This is a genomic window from Micrococcus sp. iso_26, assembly GCF_056172975.1.
This window is the reverse complement of sequence record NZ_CM149652.1, coordinates 562667-579504: the sequence shown is the minus strand read 5'-3', so window position 1 is coordinate 579504 and position 16838 is coordinate 562667. Positions and strand designations below refer to the sequence as shown.

15 protein-coding genes are annotated in these 16838 nt (G+C 74.3%); 11 read left to right on the top strand and 4 right to left on the bottom strand.

All coding sequences use genetic code 11. The features are described from left to right. Window positions 1–25: 25 nt before the first annotated feature. The 6 genes from AC0VX0_RS02645 (at window position 26) to AC0VX0_RS02620 (ending at window position 5756) form a co-directional block, all read left to right on the top strand. Window positions 26–871 carry a purine-nucleoside phosphorylase gene (locus AC0VX0_RS02645; RefSeq protein ID WP_257746824.1) on the top strand — a complete coding sequence of 282 codons (846 nt, stop codon included), beginning with the start codon at window positions 26–28 and terminating at the stop codon, window positions 869–871. Beyond that, entirely contained in the window at window positions 871–2601 is a 1731-nt protein-coding gene (locus tag AC0VX0_RS02640) for a phospho-sugar mutase (RefSeq protein ID WP_242934169.1), read from the top strand. The genes AC0VX0_RS02645 and AC0VX0_RS02640 overlap by 1 nt, the downstream gene beginning before the upstream one ends. Window positions 2602–2621: 20 nt before the next feature. Further along, on the top strand, window positions 2622–3311 hold the full coding sequence (deoC, locus tag AC0VX0_RS02635) for a deoxyribose-phosphate aldolase (RefSeq protein ID WP_221844911.1): 690 nt from the start codon (window positions 2622–2624) through the stop codon (window positions 3309–3311). Window positions 3312–3369: 58 nt separating this feature from the next. After that, entirely contained in the window at window positions 3370–3675 is a 306-nt protein-coding gene (locus AC0VX0_RS02630; RefSeq protein WP_036317357.1) for a hypothetical protein, read from the top strand. 78 nt (window positions 3676–3753) lie between these two features. Next, window positions 3754–4821, top strand: coding sequence for an acyltransferase family protein (locus AC0VX0_RS02625; protein WP_078025714.1), 1068 nt, complete (start codon window positions 3754–3756; stop codon window positions 4819–4821). Beyond that, window positions 4818–5756, top strand: coding sequence for an arsenate-mycothiol transferase ArsC (locus AC0VX0_RS02620; protein WP_221844913.1), 939 nt, complete (start codon window positions 4818–4820; stop codon window positions 5754–5756). Before AC0VX0_RS02625 ends, AC0VX0_RS02620 begins: the two co-directional genes overlap by 4 nt. Window positions 5757–5766: 10 nt before the next feature. Here the strand turns inward: AC0VX0_RS02620 and AC0VX0_RS02615 are convergent, their stop codons facing one another. Then, a complete protein-coding gene (locus AC0VX0_RS02615) occupies window positions 5767–7101 on the bottom strand; it encodes an O-antigen ligase family protein (protein ID WP_127435221.1) in 1335 nt (444 codons plus the stop codon). A gap of 126 nt (window positions 7102–7227) precedes the next feature. Here AC0VX0_RS02615 and AC0VX0_RS02610 point away from each other — a divergent pair, with 126 nt between their 5' ends. Next, window positions 7228–8619 carry a tyrosine-protein kinase domain-containing protein gene (locus AC0VX0_RS02610; RefSeq protein ID WP_127435220.1) on the top strand — a complete coding sequence of 464 codons (1392 nt, stop codon included), beginning with the start codon at window positions 7228–7230 and terminating at the stop codon, window positions 8617–8619. Between the two features lie 108 nt (window positions 8620–8727). Here AC0VX0_RS02610 and AC0VX0_RS02605 read toward each other — a convergent pair whose 3' ends face one another. Continuing rightward, complete coding sequence (locus AC0VX0_RS02605; protein ID WP_127435219.1) at window positions 8728–9288, bottom strand: hypothetical protein; 561 nt, start codon at window positions 9286–9288, stop codon at window positions 8728–8730. A gap of 209 nt (window positions 9289–9497) precedes the next feature. Here AC0VX0_RS02605 and AC0VX0_RS02600 point away from each other — a divergent pair, with 209 nt between their 5' ends. Both AC0VX0_RS02600 and AC0VX0_RS02595 read left to right on the top strand, forming a co-directional pair. Further along, window positions 9498–10385, top strand: coding sequence for a nucleotidyltransferase family protein (locus tag AC0VX0_RS02600; protein WP_127435218.1), 888 nt, complete (start codon window positions 9498–9500; stop codon window positions 10383–10385). After that, window positions 10375–10707, top strand: a complete 333-nt coding sequence (locus AC0VX0_RS02595) for a PqqD family protein (RefSeq protein WP_119217474.1) — start codon at window positions 10375–10377, stop codon at window positions 10705–10707. The genes AC0VX0_RS02600 and AC0VX0_RS02595 overlap by 11 nt, the downstream gene beginning before the upstream one ends. A gap of 6 nt (window positions 10708–10713) precedes the next feature. Here AC0VX0_RS02595 and mfd read toward each other — a convergent pair whose 3' ends face one another. After that, window positions 10714–14370, bottom strand: coding sequence for a transcription-repair coupling factor (gene mfd, locus AC0VX0_RS02590; protein WP_159305462.1), 3657 nt, complete (start codon window positions 14368–14370; stop codon window positions 10714–10716). Further along, a complete protein-coding gene (locus tag AC0VX0_RS02585; protein WP_475451844.1) occupies window positions 14367–15431 on the bottom strand; it encodes a MauE/DoxX family redox-associated membrane protein in 1065 nt (354 codons plus the stop codon). Before AC0VX0_RS02585 ends, mfd begins: the two co-directional genes overlap by 4 nt. Before the next feature lie 184 nt (window positions 15432–15615). Here AC0VX0_RS02585 and AC0VX0_RS02580 point away from each other — a divergent pair, with 184 nt between their 5' ends. Then, window positions 15616–16143, top strand: a complete 528-nt coding sequence (locus tag AC0VX0_RS02580; protein WP_475451842.1) for a DUF2505 domain-containing protein — start codon at window positions 15616–15618, stop codon at window positions 16141–16143. 83 nt (window positions 16144–16226) lie between these two features. Further along, on the top strand, window positions 16227–16802 hold the full coding sequence (locus AC0VX0_RS02575; RefSeq protein ID WP_166437626.1) for an arsenate-mycothiol transferase ArsC: 576 nt from the start codon (window positions 16227–16229) through the stop codon (window positions 16800–16802). Window positions 16803–16838 lie beyond the last annotated feature (36 nt).

The window sequence follows — 16838 nt, the reverse complement described above, 5'->3', positions numbered from 1 at the left end:
CGGGACACCGCCTAGACTCCACGACGTGACCGACCAGACCAGCATCCCCTCCCCCGACTCCCCCGTGACCGGCGACCATCCGGGCTTCGCCGAGGCCCGCGCGGCCGCCGACACCATCGCCCGGGCGACGGGCGTGGCGGAGCACCGCGTCGCCGTCGTCCTCGGCTCCGGCTGGGGCGAGGCCGCCGGCCTGATCGGCGAGGAGGTCGCCGCCGTGCCGCTGGCCGAGGTGCCCGGCTTCCACGCCCCGAAGGTGCCCGGCCACAACGCGGTGATCCGCTCGGTCCGGCTGCCGGACGGCACGCACGCCCTCGTCTTCGGCTCGCGCACGCACTTCTACGAGTCCCGCGACGCCCAGGCCGTGGCGCACACCGTCCGCACCGCCGCCGCCGCCGGGGCGCGCACCGTGGTGCTGACCAACGGCTGTGGCGGGCTGGACCCGGAGATCGCCCCGGGCACCCCCGTCCTGATCGCGGACCACATCAACCTCACCGGCGCCACCCCGCTCGCCGGCGCCACGTTCGTGGACCTCACCGACCTCTACTCGCCGCGGCTGCGCGCGATCGCCCGTGAGGTGGACCCGTCCCTGCGCGAGGGCGTGTACGTCCAGTTCGCCGGCCCGCAGTACGAGACCCCCGCCGAGGTGCGGATGGCGCGCACCCTCGGCGGCGACCTCGTCGGCATGTCCACGGCACTGGACGCGATCGCGGCCCGTCACGCCGGGCTGGAGGTGTTCGGCATCTCGCTGGTGACCAACCTCGGCGCCGGCATCTCGGAGACGCCGCTGTCCCACGCCGAGGTCGTCGAGGCCGGCCAGGCCGCCGGCCCGCGCATCGCGCGCCTGCTCGCGGACATCGTGGGGCGGCTCTGATGCCCGCGCATCCCCCGCACGACGACGTCGCCGCGCTCCCGGAGGACGTCCTCGCCCGGGCTGAGCGGTGGGCGGCGGAGGACCCCGACCCCGCGCACCGGGACACCCTGCGCGCCGAGCTCGACGCGGCCGCCGGCGTCGGCCCGGAGGCCGCGGCCGCCCGGGCGGCGCTCGCCGCCCGCTTCGCCGGGCCGCTCGCCTTCGGCACCGCCGGCCTGCGCGCCGAGGAGGGCCCGGGCGAGTCCCGCATGAACCGGCTCGTGGTGCGCCGCACCGCGGCGGGTCTGGCCGCCCACCTGTGGGACGGCGTCGGACGGGACGCAGCCCCGCCGCTGGCCGTCGTCGGGTACGACGCGCGGCGCGGTTCGGCCGCCTTCGCCGCGGACACGGCCGCCGTCCTGACGGCCGCGGGCGTGCAGACCGTCCTGCTGCCAGAGGCGCTGCCGACGCCGGTCCTCGCCTTCGCGGTGCGCCATCTCAGCGCGGACGCGGGCGTGATGGTCACCGCCAGCCACAACCCGCCCGCGGACAACGGCTACAAGGTCTACCTCGGCGGGCGGCTCACGGACGAGGCGGGTCGCGGGGCGCAGATCGTCTCCCCCGCGGACGCGGAGATCGCCGCCCGCATCGACCACGCGGCGTGGACCGCGGACATCCCGCTCGCCGACGACGGCTGGACCGTGGCCGGGCCGGACCTGCTGGAGGCCTACCGCGCGGCGGCCCTCGGCGTGCTCGACGACGACCGGCACGGCCACCGCGACCTGCGCGTGGTCTACACGCCCCTGCACGGGGTGGGCGGCGCCGTGGTCCCGGGCCTGCTCGAGGACGCCGGCTTCGGCCCCGTCCACGTGGTGGCCGAGCAGGCCGCCCCGGACCCGGCCTTCCCCACGGTCGCGTTCCCCAACCCGGAGGAGCCGGGGGCGATGGACCTCGCCCTCGCCCTGGCCGCCGAGGTGGACGCGGACCTGGTGATCGCCAACGACCCCGACGCCGACCGCCTGGCCCTGGCCGCGCCCGTCACCGACGCGCACGGCGTCCGCACGTGGCGGATGCTCTCGGGCGACGCCGTCGGGACGCTGCTGGGCGCGCACGCGATGCCGGCCCTGCACGCGGCCGGCCGCAGCGCCGCGAACTCCGTGGTCTCCTCCCCGCAGCTGGCCGCCCTGGCGGAGGCGAACGGGGTGAGGCACCACGTCACGCTGACCGGCTTCAAGTGGATCTCCCGCGCCCCGGACCTCGGCTTCGGCTACGAGGAGGCCCTCGGCTACTGCGTGGACCCGGACATGGTGCGGGACAAGGACGGCATCACGGCCGCCCTCATGGCCGCGGAGCTGGCCGCCGCCCTCACGGCGCAGGGACGCGGCCTGATGGACGCCCTGGCCGACGTCGACGCGGTCACCGGCGCCATGCCCAGCGCCCAGGTCTCGGTCCGCGTGGCGGACCTGTCCCTGATCGCCCGCACCATGACGGCCCTGCGTCAGCAGGCGCCGGCCACGCTCGCGGGCGAGCCGGTCACCGTGCGCCGGGACCTGGCCGCCGGCGGGGACGGGCTGCCGCCCACGGACGCGCTGCTGTTCGCCACCGACTCCGGCACCCGCGTCCTCGTGCGCCCCTCCGGCACCGAGCCCAAGCTCAAGTGCTACCTCGGCACCCGGGACGCCGACCCGGCCGCGGCCGCCGAGCGGCTCGAGGCGCTGCGGGCCGAGGTGACGGCCCTCGTGGGCGGCTGAGCCTCGGTAGGCTGGTGGGCATGACCGTCTCCCTCACCACCGCCGAGCTGGCGAAGTACATCGACGCGACCGCCCTGAAGGCCGACACCTCGGAGGCGGACGTGCGCCGCCTCGTGGCCGAGTCCCGCGAGGCCGGGGTCAAGAGCGTCTGCATCAACCCCGTGTGGGTGCCGCTGGTGGCCGCCGAGCTCGCGGACTCGGACGTGCTGACCTGCACCGTGATCGGCTTCCCCCTCGGCGCCAACACCTCGGAGGTCAAGGCCTTCGAGGCCCGGCAGGCGATCGACGCCGGCGCGGACGAGGTGGACATGGTCCTCGACATCGCCGCGGCCCGCGCCGGGGACCGCGCCCGGCTCGTCGCGGACGTCCGCGCCGTGGCCGAGGCCGCCCACGCGGACGGCCCCGCGGGCGATGGCGGGGCGTTGCTCAAGGTGATCGTGGAGACCGCCCTCCTGGACGACGACGCGATCGTCCTGGCCTGCGAGGCCGCGGTCGAGGCCGGGGCGGACTTCGTGAAGACCTCCACGGGCTTCTTCACCGCGGGCGCCACCGTCGAGCACGTCGCGCTGATGCGCCGCACCGTGGGCGAGGACATCGGAGTGAAGGCCTCCGGCGGGGTGCGCACCCGCGAGGACGCCCTGGCGATGATCGAGGCCGGCGCCACCCGGATCGGGGCCAGTTCCGCGCTTGCTATCCTGGGATCCGACTGACTCGCATCACTTCGGCCGGGCGTCCGCCCCGGCCGGGACCGCACCGAAGGAGCATCACGTGATCCGCAACGGCAAGGCCATCGACCACTCCAACGTGGGCGGCGTCTGGGGTTCCCTGATCGCCTTCATCGTCGCCTTCGGCGCGTTCCTCGGCTGCCTCTACGCCATGGGCTTCTGGTCGCTCGAGTCGGTCTGGATCCCCGGCCTGATCGCGCTGGCCCTGGCCACTGTGGCCTTCATGATCCCCAAGGCGTTCCTGGGCCGCAGCGACACCGTGGACACCACCGCCATCCACACCCGTCCCGTCGTCGAGCACGCCGCCTCCGGCGCCCACGCCGTCGAGACCGGCGCCGCGCACCGCTGAGCCGTCCCGGAGCCGAGGATCGCTGACACCGGTCGTCCGGCCGCCGCGCGCCGAAGGGCGTCCACCCGCAACACGGGGGTGGACGCCCTTCGGCTTGTCTCCATCGCGGCGGTGGTGCTGGGTCACGCATACCTGACGGACCTCACCTTCAGCCGGTACCTGGAGATCTGGCGGATGCCGCTGTTCTTCTTCCTCACCGGCTACTTCTGGACGCGCGGCCGCCCCTGGGCCACGGACGTGTGGGGCCGCTTCCGGAGCCTGATGGTGCCGTACCTGGTGTGGGCGGCGCTCATGTCCGTGGCCGCATTCGCGTGGTTCGCCGACGACCCCGACCTCCTGCGGCGCCTGATGATCACCGGCTGGTACGGGGGCGCGGACCAGGAGCCCCCGTGGTGGGCGTTCTGGTTCATCTCCGTCCTGTTCTTCACCACGGTGCTGCGCCGATTCCTCGAGCGCTTCCCGTCCGCCGTCGCCTGGGCCGTGGGCCTGGCCGGGCTGGCGTGGGCCCACCTCGTGCCGGACTCCGCGATCGCCCGCACGCCGCTGGGCGTCGGGCTGGCCCTGCCGTGCCTGTTGTTCGTCCTCAGCGGGGAGATGTTCCGCCGCCGCGTCCAGCCGCACGTGCGGCGCCACCGGACGCTCATCGGCGTCGGCCTGGTGCTGCTCGGGATGGTCGCGGTCCGGCTGGGCCTGGAGCCGCCCAACATCAAGTTCGGCGGCTTCGGCACGCCGGTGCTCACCCCCGCCGTGGGCGTCCTGATGTCCGCGGGGATGGTGCTCGTGTTCGGTTCCACGGTGGAGAGGCTGCTGCGCTCCTTCGCCCGACGCACCGGGACGGGTCAGGCCCTGCGCCGCGCCATCACCGCCCTGGTCCGGACGGGCACGGTGGTGGTGCTGCTGCACGGCTGGGTGCTGATGTGGGTCACGCGCCACGGCGTGGAGGACAACGCCGCCAAGTTCGCCCTCGCGCTCGCCCTCAGCTGGCTGGCAGGCCTCGCCCTGCTCGCCACCCCCCTGTCCAAGCCGTTCACGGGGGCGCGCCGCCGCTGGCACCCGGTGCACCGCCTGCGACACGTGGAGCCCCCGCACCCCGTCACGTCCGCGCTGCCGCGCGTCACGACCGCCTCGGAGAGGACACACCCATGAGCAGGGATCATCGCCCCCCGATCCGCAATCCGTTCCTGCCGCCGACGCCGGAGGAGCCCGAGGTGCCGGCCCGCGACGGCGGCCACCCGGCGGGTGACGGCGGCGACGCCGACGCCCCGGCGGCCTCCACGGCGCGGGAGGATCGCCTCGCCGAGTTCCGGCTCGGCCCGGCATTCCGCCCCCACCCGGCCGACCCCGCCACGCCGCGGCAGCGTGCGACGCCGACCGAGCGCACGGTGGCTCCCGCGCCCGTCAGGGCCGCTGAGCCAGCCTCGCCTGCCTCACCGGCCGGCCGTGTCCCCGGCCCCCTGCCGAGCGCCCGCGTCCTCGTCGTGTGCACGGGCAACATCTGCCGCTCCGCCTATGTGGAGTACGCGCTGCAGGCGCAGCTCAACGCCCTGCTCGGTGACCGGGGCCGCGCGGAGGTCACGAGCGCGGGCACGGAACCGAACCAGGCGCTGACCGTCCCGGGTCCGCTGCTCGACCTCGCACCGAGCCGCCGAGTCCGCGCCGCGTTGACGCAGCATCGACCGCAGCAGCTGACCGGGCGTTCGCTGGCCGACCAGGACCTCGTCCTGACCGCGACGGACGACCACCTGGACGAGGTGCTGCGCGAGGACCCCGCGGCGGTGCGCCGGACCTTCACGATCCTCGGCATGGGCACCCTCCTGCGCGACCACGGCGAGGAGCTCGCCGCGGCGGTCCCTCCGGGCGCCGGCGTCACCGCGCTCGTGACGGCCCTGGCGGAGCTGCGCTCCCGCCTGATCGCCCACGGGGAGCGACCGGACGCGGATCTGCCGGACCCGTTCCGCGGCCCCGCCGAGGGCTACGCCGCGATGGCGCAGACCGCGCAGCCGATCGTCGAGCTGCTGGCGTGGGAGATCGCCCGGGCCCTCGACGGGGACCTCGTGGAGGAGGAGTCGACGGGCGCCTGACCGGCCGGCGTCAGAGATCGGGGACGGCGTGCCCGCCGGAGGACGGGGCGTGCTGCCCCTGGCGCGCCGCGGCCAGCACCCGACGACGGCGCCGCTCGAGCACCTCGCTCTCGAGCGGGGCGTCCCGCTCGTCGAGCCAGAGGGTCACGCCGGCGGCGACGACGAGCATGCTGGGGATCGTGATGAACACCTCGCCCAGCTGCGTCGCGGAGACGAACACGACGACGGCCGCCGCCTCCACCGCCACGCGCGAGGGGGTGCGCAGCCGGGCGCTGAACAGGCGCAGCCCGAAGAACGCGTACGCGCCGAGGACGGCGAGGAGGAGCACGACGCCGCCCTCGGTGTAGAGGCCCGCGTAGGAGTTGTGGTAGTGCCACGTGGCGCCGCCGAAGTCCACGTACGCCGTGGTGAGGCCCCGGCCGTACCACGGCGTCTCCGCGACGCGCACAGCCGTCTCGGCCTGGATGTTCGAGCGCAGCCAGTCCGTGCCGGTGCGGTCCGCGAAGAAGGCGATGCGGGCCAGGTTCTCCTCGGCGAACGCGACCGCCCAGGCGAGGACCGCCAGCAGGACCAGGCGCAGACCCGCCCCCATCCGCGGCGTCAGCCAGAGCCACAGGACGGCGCAGGCGAAGCCCGCCATGGAGGTGCGGGAGCCCGTGAGGACGACGCACACCGCGGCGGCGACGAGCAGGATCAGCTTCCACCGCCGCGCCCGCACGAGGGCGAGCGCCAGGACCGGCATGGCCGCGTAGTAGAGGCCCGCCACGTTCTTGTCCGCGAGGATGCCGGTCAGGAAACTGCCGTAGGGCGCGGGGACGAGGCCGGCGTAGAAGAGGGGCACGTTCAGGGCCATGGCGGCGCCGAGCCCGACGGCGAGCGAGCGCAGGCTGAGCCGGCCGCCGGCGATGCAGCCGACGAGCCCGACGAGGGCCGCCATCCGCACCCACCGGCGCAGCCATTCCAGGTCCGGAATGCCCTGGGACACGGAGACGATCGCGAGGAACAGCAGCACGGCGGCGGCGAGCACGGCGGTCAGCCCGAGGGCGGAGACATCGCGGCGGGACCGTCGGCACAGCGCCAGGGCCAGCAGCAGGAGCATGCCCGCCTCGTTCAGCGGGAGCGCCACGGGGCCGAGGGGGACGCTGAACGCCTCCATGGCCAGCAGGGCCCCGAGCAGCAGTTCGGGGATGCGCAGGGGCTCGCGCGGGACGGCGGCGTCCTGGTCGGCCGACCACACGGACGTGCCGCGGGCGGCGGCGCGGGCGTGCTTCTCCCGTTCCGTCTGCAGGGCCACGTAGCGGGGGTCGGAGTGCCGCGGTCCGTGCGCGTCGTGCCCCACCGTCATGACCGCTCCTCCGTCGCCCTGCCGGGGCGCGTCTCCGCCCCACGCCCAGCGTAGACGAGTGCGGCAGAACGGGCTGTCCCGCTTGTTAGAGTGAGCTGAGTCGCTGCCCTTCGATCCTGGGATCCCATGAACATCATTGATTTCCTTCGTGTGCTGCGTGCGAACCGCCTGGTGATCCTGGGGTGCGCCGCCCTGGGCCTGGCGGCGGGCCTCGTGTACTCGCTGCTGCAGCCCACGCTGTACACCGCCACCTCGACCGCGTTCGTCACGGTGGAGGGGGAGGCGAGCATCTCCGGCACCGAGACCGCCCAGACCCGCGCCCAGTCCTACATCCCGCTGATCAACAGCCGCACGGTCCGCGAGCGGATCGCGGCCGAGGGCTTGGACACCGCCGGCGCGACCATGAGCGCCGCCCTGGTGCCGAACTCGAACCTCATCACGGTGTCCGCCGTGGCCCCCGATGCGCAGCAGGCCGCCGCGCTGGCCAACGGGGCGCTCGTGGCGACCGCCGACGTGGCGAACGAGCTCGATCCGACGTCCAACGTCAAGGTCACGGCCATGGAGGACGCCCTCGTGCCGGCCACGCCCTCGAGCCCGGACCGCGTCCGCCACCTGCTGTACGGCCTGGGCGCAGGCCTCGTCCTCGGCCTGATCGTCGCGCTCCTGCGGCGGCTGCTGGACGTCAACGTGCGGACGACGACGGACGCCCAGGTGGCGGGCGGGGCGGGCCTGCTCGGCGCCATCCCCCTGGACCCCAGCATGAAGGCGGAACGCACGGCGCCGATGGCGCCCCTCTCCCCCCGCGCGTCGGAGGCGGTGCGTCAGCTGCGGACCAACCTGCGGTTCGCTGCGGTGGACGATCCGCCCCGCACCATCGCGTTCACCAGCTCCAACCCCGGCGAGGGCAAGTCGACGGTGATCGGCAACCTGGCCCTGACCGTGGCGGCCGCCGGCCAGCCGGTGATCCTCATCGACGCCGATCTGCGTCGCCCCCGCCAGGCCCTGCAGTTCGGCGTCGACGGCCGCGTGGGCCTGTCCGAGGTCCTCAACGGGGACGTCGCCCTCCAGGACGTGCTGATCCCCGTGGGCGAGGACGGGCTGCTCCTCCTGCCTGCCGGCCGCACTCCCCCGAACCCGTCCGAACAGCTCGGCTCCGAGCGGATGAAGGACCTGCTCACCGCCCTCGCCGAGACGCACATGGTGCTCGTGGACGCCCCGCCCGTGCTGCCCGTCACGGACTCGACCCTGCTCGCCGCGGCGGTGGACGGCACCGTCCTGGTGATCCGCCACGGCAAGACCCGCAAGGAGCACCTCGAGGTGGCCCGGGACATGCTCGCGGGCGTCAACGCCCGGGTGCTCGGCGTCGTGCTCAACGGCACCCCGGCCTCCGGTGTGGGCTCGGACTACTACGGCGGGGGCTACGGCGCGGACGGCGGCAGCTACGACGTCTACTACCAGGCGCCCCGGGACGCCGCCGAGGCCGCGGCCGGGACCGCGGGTGACGCGTCGCCACGCTGACGGCGCCCGGCCGCAGGGCCAGGTCGTCGCATCGACGGCACGGGCCCGGGGATGCAGAAGGGCCCCGCCTCTGAGGAGGCGGGGCCCTTCGTGGCGGTGCTCAGAAGATCAGCACTTCACCGAGGGCGGGGTGGTCTCGAAGCAGTTGCTGAACTCGACGACACCGTCGTTGCAGAGATCCGCGCCCTCAGGAGCGCTCGTCGGCAGGGCCAGCTGCAGCTTGCCCTTGACGCAGCCGGACTCGTTGGCCGAGTTGCCGGTCTTGTTCACCAGGTAGTAGTAGGTCTTGGACTCGCCCGGCTGCAGGAGCAGCTCGGGGTCCATGGCGGCCAGTCGCCTGCCTCCCTCGCACGGGCTGTCGGTGTAGAGACGCGCCTCACCGTTTCGGGTGGTATGACCGCCGAACACCACGGTCACCGTGCCCGGGTTGACGTACACGGGGGTGGGCGACGTGTTGGTGATGGTGATGGTGAAGCCGTAGGCCTGCTTGATGCCATCGGACTGGCCGCCGCCCTGGTGCTTCACGGCGGTGCCCGTGGTCACGTCGGCACAGCCGGTCGGGGAGGCCGCGGCGAACGGGGCGGCGGCGACGGCGGCGACGGCCGGAACCGTCCAGGCGATGCCGGCGGTCACCTTGCGACGGGAGAGGGTGGAGGTGTTCTTCTGCATGGCTTCACTCGTTTCGAGTCGAGGTGTGGCTTTCGCGCCCGAACGGGGTCACGGGTCACGCGAGTGGACAGAGCCCCGCGACACGATTCATGAGAATCGGCTGTGGAGGTCTCAAAGACAGTGTAGACGGGTCGCCCAGCTCGTCGCCAGCATCCCTGTGCGTCCGTGTGGATGAGGGGCCCTCCTTTCGGTCGGCTAAGCTCGCGGCCATGGGGGAACGTGCGACGGGACAGCGACCGGCCGCCCCGCCGTCCCTGGACCTCGAGATCCGCGTCCGCCTCGCCCACGCCCGCATCGCGCACCTGCTGGGCCGGGCCGACATCCGCGCCCTGCACCTCAAGGGCTACGCCACCGAGCCCGGCGTCTACCCCGATCACCGCCGCAGTTCGGACGTGGACCTGCTGGTCCATCCCACCGATGCCGCCGCCGTCATCGCACTCCTGGACTCCCACGGCTGGGAACCGGTCGCCACCTTCTCGGAGGGATCGATCTTCCAGCACGCGGCCACGCTCTGGCATGACCAGCTGGGGTATGTGGACGTGCATCGGCTCTTCCCCGGACTCGGCCCGTCCCCCGAGGCGGCCTTCGACACCCTGTGGAGCGAGCACACCCACCTCGTGATCGCCGGCCGGCCCGTTCCGGTGCCGAGCCCGTGCCACCAGCGGCTCGTCGTCATCGTCCACGCGGCCCGCGATCCGTATCGCGGCGCGCACGACGTCCGGCACATCCGGGAATCCCTGCCCGCCGAAAGCTGGGCAGCCCTGCGCGAGGAAGCCCACCGGCTGGACGCGGGCGCGGCCTGGCACGTCGCCACGGGCGAGGCCGCCGACGGCGTCGACTCCAGGCAGCTGACCCTCTTCGCGGCGCTGCACGAGAGCCAGAGCGGTCTGGAGCTGTTCCGCACCCGGTGGCAGTCGGCCGCCACGGCGCGGGAGCGGGCCGTCCTCGTGGCCCGCACGATCCCGGTGAACCGCCCCCATCTGCAGATGCGCCTGGGCCGGCCTGTCACCCGCGCGGACCTGTGGCGCGAGCAGCGCGCCCGGCTCGGCGCACTCGCCGGCTGGGCCTGGAGGAAGGCGGTGCGCCGTGACCGTTGAGACCACCGAGGGCTGGGCCCTGGCCCCCGACATCGCGTGGGCCCGCACCGCCGGCGGCCAGGCCGTCGTCATGACGCTCGAGGCCGGTCAGCCGCTGCTGTTGAGCGCCTCGGGCGACGTGATCTGGGACGTCCTCGTGGGCGGCCGCACCCCGGATGACGACCTGGTCGCGGATCCGCCGACGCCGCTGTCGACGACGACAATCACGGTCCAGGTGGCGGAGGCGTTCGGCCTCGACCCCGCCGACGTCGCGGCCGACGTCCACGCCTTCCTCGAGATGCTCGAGGCGCACGGCGTCCTCGTCCGCGTGCGGACGGCCTGACCCGGCTCAGCCCTCCGGCGCGAAGATCGCGTCGACCACCTGCTGCGCCCACTCGAGCAGCGGGACGTCCACGAGGTCCTGACCCATGACCGGCTTGGTCTTGGGCCGCGGGATGAGGACGCCGTTCAGGGCCGGCTTGACCTGGGCGCCCTTGTACATGCGGGTCAGGCGCATCTGACGGGACTCCGGCAGGTCCGCGGCGGGGCCGAACTTCACGTTCTGGCCCAGCAGCATCACCTCGGTGACGCCCGCGGCCCGCGCCCGGTTGCGGAACCGGGCGACGGCGACGAGCGCCTCCACCGGCTCCGGCAGCGGGCCGTAGCGGTCCTTGAGCTCCTCCACCACGGCGTCCACGGCGGCGTCGTCCGCGGCCTGGGCGAGGTTGCGGTACATCTCCAGGCGCAGCCGCTCCCCCGGCACGTAGTCGTGCGGCAGATGGGCGTTGACCGGCAGCTCCACCTTCACCTCGGCGGGCGCGGTGTCCTCCTCGCCCTTGAAGTCGGCCACGGCCTCGCCCACCATCCGCAGGTAGAGGTCGAAGCCCACGCCGGCGATGTGGCCGGACTGCTCCCCGCCCAGCAGGTTGCCGGCGCCGCGGATCTCGAGGTCCTTCATGGCCAGCTGCATGCCCGCGCCGAGCTCGTTGTGGGTGGCCACGGCCTTGAGGCGTTCGAGGGCCACCTCGCCGAGGGGCTTCTGCGGGTCGTACAGGAAGTACGCGTACGCCCGCTCGCGGCCACGGCCCACGCGGCCGCGCAGCTGGTGCAGCTGCGAGAGGCCGTAGCGGTGGGCGTCCTCCACGATCAGGGTGTTGGCGTTGGCGATGTCCAGGCCGGTCTCGATGATCGTGGTGGACACGAGCACGTCGAGCTTCCGCTCCCAGAAGTCCACCATGATCTGCTCGAGCCGGGCCTCGCTCATCTTGCCGTGGGCGACGGCGATCCGCGCCTCCGGCACCAGCTCGGCGATGCGCTTGGCCACCTTGTCGATGGTGGTGACGCGGTTGTGCACGTAGAACACCTGGCCCTCGCGCATCAGCTCGCGGCGGATGGCCGCGGTGACCTGCTGGTCCGAGTACGGGCCCACCGAGGTGAGCACGGGGTGGCGCTCCTCCGGGGCGGTGGCCAGCGTGGAGGTCTCACGGATGCCGGTGAGGGACATCTCGAGGGTGCGCGGGATGGGCGTGGCGGACATGGCGAGCACGTCCACGTTGGTGCGCATCTTCTTCAGCGCCTCCTTGTGCTCGACGCCGAAGCGCTGCTCCTCGTCCACGATCACCAGGCCCAGGTCCTTGAACTGCACCTGGTCGGAGAGCAGCCGGTGGGTGCCGATCACCACGTCCACCTCGCCGTGGGCGAGCCCCTCGGCGACCTCCTTGGACTCCTTGGCGGTCTGGAACCGGGAGAGCGCGGCCACCTTCACGGGGAAGCCGGCGAACCGGTCGGAGAACGTCTGGTGGTGCTGGCGGGCGAGCAGCGTCGTCGGGACGAGCACGGCCACCTGCTTGCCGTCCTGCACCGCCTTGAACGCGGCGCGCACGGCCACCTCGGTCTTGCCGAAGCCGACGTCGCCGGAGACGAGCCGGTCCATGGGGACGGCCGCCTCCATGTCCTTCTTGACGTCCTCGATGGTGGTCAGCTGGTCCGGCGTCTCGATGAACGGGAACGCCTCCTCCAGCTCGCCCTGCCACGGGGTGTCCGGGGCGAACGCGTGGCCGCGGGAGGCCATGCGGGCCGAGTACAGGCGGATGAGCTCGCCGGCGATCTCGCGGGTGGCGCGCTTGGCCTTGGACTTGGTCTGCGCCCAGTCCGAGCCGCCCATCTTGGACAGCGACGGCGTCTCCCCGCCCACGTAGGTGGAGATCAGGTCGAGCTGGTCGGTGGGCACGAACAGCCGGTCGCCCGGGGCGCCGCGCTTCGAGGGCGCGTACTCGAGCACGAGGTACTCGCGGTAGGACTCCTCGGCGCCGGGGGCGGTGCGCGGGCCGCCGGTGACCTTGCGGCGCTGCAGCTCCACGAAGCGGGCGATGCCGTGCTGGGAGTGCACCACGTGGTCGCCGGGCTGCAGGGTCAGCGGGTCGACGGCGTTGCGCCGCTTCCGGGCCAGCCGCGCCCCGGGGGCGCGCGTGCCCGCGGTGCGGTGCCGGCCGAAGAGGTCGTGCTCCGTGATCAGGGCGATCTGCGCGTCCGGGATCGTGAAGCCGGAGCCGACGGGCGCCGTCGGGATGGAGACCCGCCCCGGGGCGAGGTCCGCGGGCAGGGGCCCGTCCACCACGGCGGCCGTGAGGCCGGCCTCCGTGGTGAGCTCGGCGAGACGGCGGGCGGAGCCGGGGCCGTCGGTGAGGACCACGGCATGCCACCCCTCCGCGAGCCGGACACGGGTGTGCGCGACCATGGCCTCGATGTCGCCCGAGAAGGTCTGCGGGACGCCGAGGGTGGCGCGCAGGGTGGCGGCGTCGGGCAGCAGCTCATCGTCCGAGACCAGCGCGGTGACGGACCAGAACCCCTGGTCCTGCTCGAGCGCGGCCGCGCGGAGTTCGGCCACCGTGAGGAAGCCGCCCGCGGCGGACTGGTCCGCCCCGACCACGTCCACCGGGGCGACCGCGCCCTGCGCGGCACCGGCCCACGCGGCCTGGAGGAACTCCTCGTTGGTGGCCAGCAGGTCGTCGGCGCGGCCGCGCAGGCGCTCGGGCTCCACGAGGACGGTCAGCGAGCCGGTGGGCAGCATGCGGGGCAGCGACGTCATGGCCTCGGCCAGCAGCGGGGAGAGGGACTCCATGCCCTCCACGGCCACGCCCTCGGCGATGCGGTCCAGCATGTCCGCGGCGGCGGGCATGGCCGGGATCAGCTCCTTCGCGCGTCGGCGCACGTGGTCCGTGATCAGCAGCTCGCGGCACGGGGGCGCGTACAGCTCGGAGGGGTGGCCCGAGCCGTCCTCCGTGGTGTCCTCGAGGGAGCGCTGGTCCGCCACGGAGAACCAGCGCATCTGCTCCACCTCGTCCCCGAAGAACTCGATGCGCACGGGGTAGTCCTCGGTGGGCGGGAACACGTCGATCAGCCCGCCGCGCACGGCGAACTCGCCGCGACGGCTGACCATGTCCACGCGCGAGTAGGCGGCGTCCGCGAGCGCGGCCACCACGCCGTCGAAGTCCCGTTCCTCCCCCGTCCGCAGGGTCACGGGGCTCAGCTCGCCGAGTCCGGCCACGAGGGGCTGCAGCACGGCGCGCACGGGGGCGACGACGACGCGCAGCGGGCCCTCCGCGTGCTCCTCCGGGTGGGCGAGGCGGCGCAGCACGGCCAGGCGCGCGCCCACGGTGTCCGAGCGCGGGGACAGGCGCTCGTGCGGCAGCGTCTCCCAGGAGGGGAACAGCGCGGCCGTGCCGGCCGGGGCCCAGGCGGCCAGGTCGGTCACGAGGTCCTCGGCCTCGCGGGTGGTCGCGGTCACGACGAGGACGGCGGCGCGTTCGCCGTGGCCCTCGGCCAGCGCCTCGGCCAGGACGGTCAGCAGGGGCGCGCGGGCGCCGTCGGGCAGGCCGATCTCCAGTTCGACGCCCCGGGACTCGAGCGGCCGGGCGGCGGAGGCGGCGGCCGCCTCGAGCGCGCGTTCGGCGCGCAGGCGCGGCAGCAGCGGGGCGAGGACGGGGGTGGTCTCGGGGGCGCTCATGCGCGGACCTCCGGGGTGGCGGTGGAGCCGTCCGTGGCGGCGGGCAGTTCGGTGGTCATGATCTCCCGGATCTCTTCGAGGAAGGCGAGGACGTCGTCGGCGCCGCCCACCGGGCCGCCGGCGGTCAGCCGGTCCGTGCCGAGCAGCACCGCGGTGGGGAACGAGTGCAGGCCGAGGGCCTGCGAGGCGGCGCCGGCCGGGTCGGCCAGCACGAGCGACGCGTCGACGGCGCCGCTGTGGATCGCCCCCTCGGCGCCGGGGGCGCGCTGGGGCATGAGGACCCGCAGCCGGACCGGCCCGAGCGCGTCCTTGAACTCGTCCAGCCGCTCGATCACCCGCGCGCAGGAGCCGCACCCCGTGGACAGGCGCAGGGCCACCACGGCCCCGTCCGCGACCAGCCGGTGCAGACCGATGTACTCGCCGTCCGCGACCACGACGGCGTCCGGGAACGGGTGGCGTTCGGGCTCGGCGCCGTCGGCCGGGTCGACGGCGGCCGGGGCCTCGGGCGTGGGCGTCGCCGGGGCGGCGTCAGGTGCGGCCGGGACGGACTCGCGCCCGGCCAGGAACGCGGCGGTCGCGAGCAGCACGGACACGAGCAGGGCCCAGGCCCACGCGCCGGCGCCGAAGGCGGTGAGCGGCTGCCAGGCCAGGCCCGCGCCGTGCACCGCCAGCGAGACGATCCCCTCGGCCAGGGCCAGGACGGCGAGGGCCAGGAAGACGACGTTGCGGACCACGGTGGTGCGGGAGATCGGGGCGGCCGAGGCCTCGCCGAAGCAGCCGCACGAGACGCCGTCGTCCTGGGCCCGGACCACGAGCGCGAGGAAGGCGGCGAAGAGGGCCACGGCCACCAGGCCGACGACCGGACGCAGCAGGGTGAAGGGCTGCAGGAGGGCGGCGGCGAGCAGCAGCTCGAGCCAGGGGAACGCGCGCGCCAGGGCGGGGGCCGCGAACGGACGGGGCACCCTGAGTCGGGTGAACGTGGCCTGCACGTCCTCGCCGGAACGGAGCTTCGCCGTCCCGCTCAGGAGCATGATGAGGGCCACGGCCCAGAGTGCCGACATGGCGGACACACCTTCCAGGGGGTTCACGAGGGGTCGCGCGGCCGGTCCCGGCGCCGTGCACGGGACCCGGGTCGCGGAGGCCAGCATATAAGGTGAGGGATGGGCGCCCATCGCCGTCGGCGAACCGGTGCCGGCCCTCTCACGGCCCGCCGGGCGCGGCCCGACTTGACCCCGAGGAGACACCGTGGCCTTTTCCGCTCAGCAGTCCATCCCGCACCCGCCGGCGGCCGTGGCAGCCGCCTTGGCGTCCGAGGACTTCCACCGTTCCGTGGTCGAGTCCTTCGGCGGCTCCCTGGTCTCGTTCTCCGTGGAGGGCTCCCCGGAGGGCGCGATGACCGTCACCGCCGTGCGCTCCCTGCCTGCAGACCGCATCCCGGACCGGGTCCCGGACATGGCCCGCAAGCTCATCGGCTCCGCCCTCCAGGTGGAGCAGGTGGAGCGGTGGGACGCGCCCGCCGCGGACGGCTCCCGCACCGGCACCACCACCATCACCGTGCCCTCCGCCAAGGCGACGGCGGACGGCTCCCTCCGCCTGACTGCCGCCGGTGAGGGCTCCCAGTTCTCCGTGGACGGCACCCTCGTCTGCCGGATCCCGCTGGTGGGCTCGAAGCTCGCGGCGAAGGCCGAGCCGATGGTCGGCAAGGTCGTCGATCGTCAGGCCCGGGCGCTGTCCTCGTGGCTCGAGCGTGACGGCGGAGCCGCGCGCGGTTGATCTCGTTCGCCCGTCGCCCGGCGCTGTCGAGCTCGGCTCCGCCTGCCCGGCGGGGGCGCCGGGCCCTTCCCTCGCCGGACGCCGTGCTCATCGTGTGCACCGGCAACGTGTGCCGCTCGGCCTATGCGAGCCGGGCCCTGCAGGGCCGGCTGGCGGTCCTGGCCCCCGGCCGGGTGGAGGTCGGCAGCGCCGGCTCCCAGCCGAACCAGGCACTGACGGTGCCGCCGCCGCTCGTGCGGCTCGGCGCCGAGGCCGGCGTCACCGGGCTGGAAGGCCACCGTCCCGCCGCGTTGCAACCGTTCATGGTGGCGGAGGCAGATCTCGTGTTGGCCGCGGCTCAGGAGCACATGCGCTTCGCACTCCAAGAAGTGCCGCAGGCCGTCGCGCGGGTGTTCACCGTGCTGGAGCTCGCGGCGCTGGTCCGCGCGATGGACCACCGGGACGGGCGGGACTGGATCCCCGCCGGTCGCGGGGTGCGTGCGTTCGCGGCAGAGGCGGCCCGCCACCGGGCCCTCGCGCGGTCGACCGCCCAGCCCCTCGACGTCGTGGACCCGTTCCGCGGGCCGGTGGAGGGGTACGCGGAGATGATCCAGATCATGGATCCCGCACTGGAGACCATCGCGGATGCCCTGGCCCGTGCCGTGACCCCGACCCCCTGAGCGTGGGGCTGAGCCCCCGTCGAGGACGTCCGCCCG

Bases quoted from the DNA above. Each gene is read 5' to 3' on its own strand.
- AC0VX0_RS02640 (WP_242934169.1), top strand. From the start codon at position 871: ATGCCCGCGCATCCCCCGCACGACGACGTCGCCGCGCTCCCGGAGGAC.
- deoC (WP_221844911.1), top strand. From the start codon at position 2,622: ATGACCGTCTCCCTCACCACCGCCGAGCTGGCGAAGTACATCGACGCG.
- AC0VX0_RS02620 (WP_221844913.1), top strand. From the start codon at position 4,818: ATGAGCAGGGATCATCGCCCCCCGATCCGCAATCCGTTCCTGCCGCCG.
- AC0VX0_RS02615 (WP_127435221.1), bottom strand. From the start codon at position 7,101: ATGACGGTGGGGCACGACGCGCACGGACCGCGGCACTCCGACCCCCGC.
- AC0VX0_RS02610 (WP_127435220.1), top strand. From the start codon at position 7,228: ATGAACATCATTGATTTCCTTCGTGTGCTGCGTGCGAACCGCCTGGTG.
- AC0VX0_RS02605 (WP_127435219.1), bottom strand. From the start codon at position 9,288: ATGCAGAAGAACACCTCCACCCTCTCCCGTCGCAAGGTGACCGCCGGC.
- AC0VX0_RS02600 (WP_127435218.1), top strand. From the start codon at position 9,498: ATGGGGGAACGTGCGACGGGACAGCGACCGGCCGCCCCGCCGTCCCTG.
- mfd (WP_159305462.1), bottom strand. From the start codon at position 14,370: ATGAGCGCCCCCGAGACCACCCCCGTCCTCGCCCCGCTGCTGCCGCGC.
- AC0VX0_RS02585 (WP_475451844.1), bottom strand. From the start codon at position 15,431: ATGTCGGCACTCTGGGCCGTGGCCCTCATCATGCTCCTGAGCGGGACG.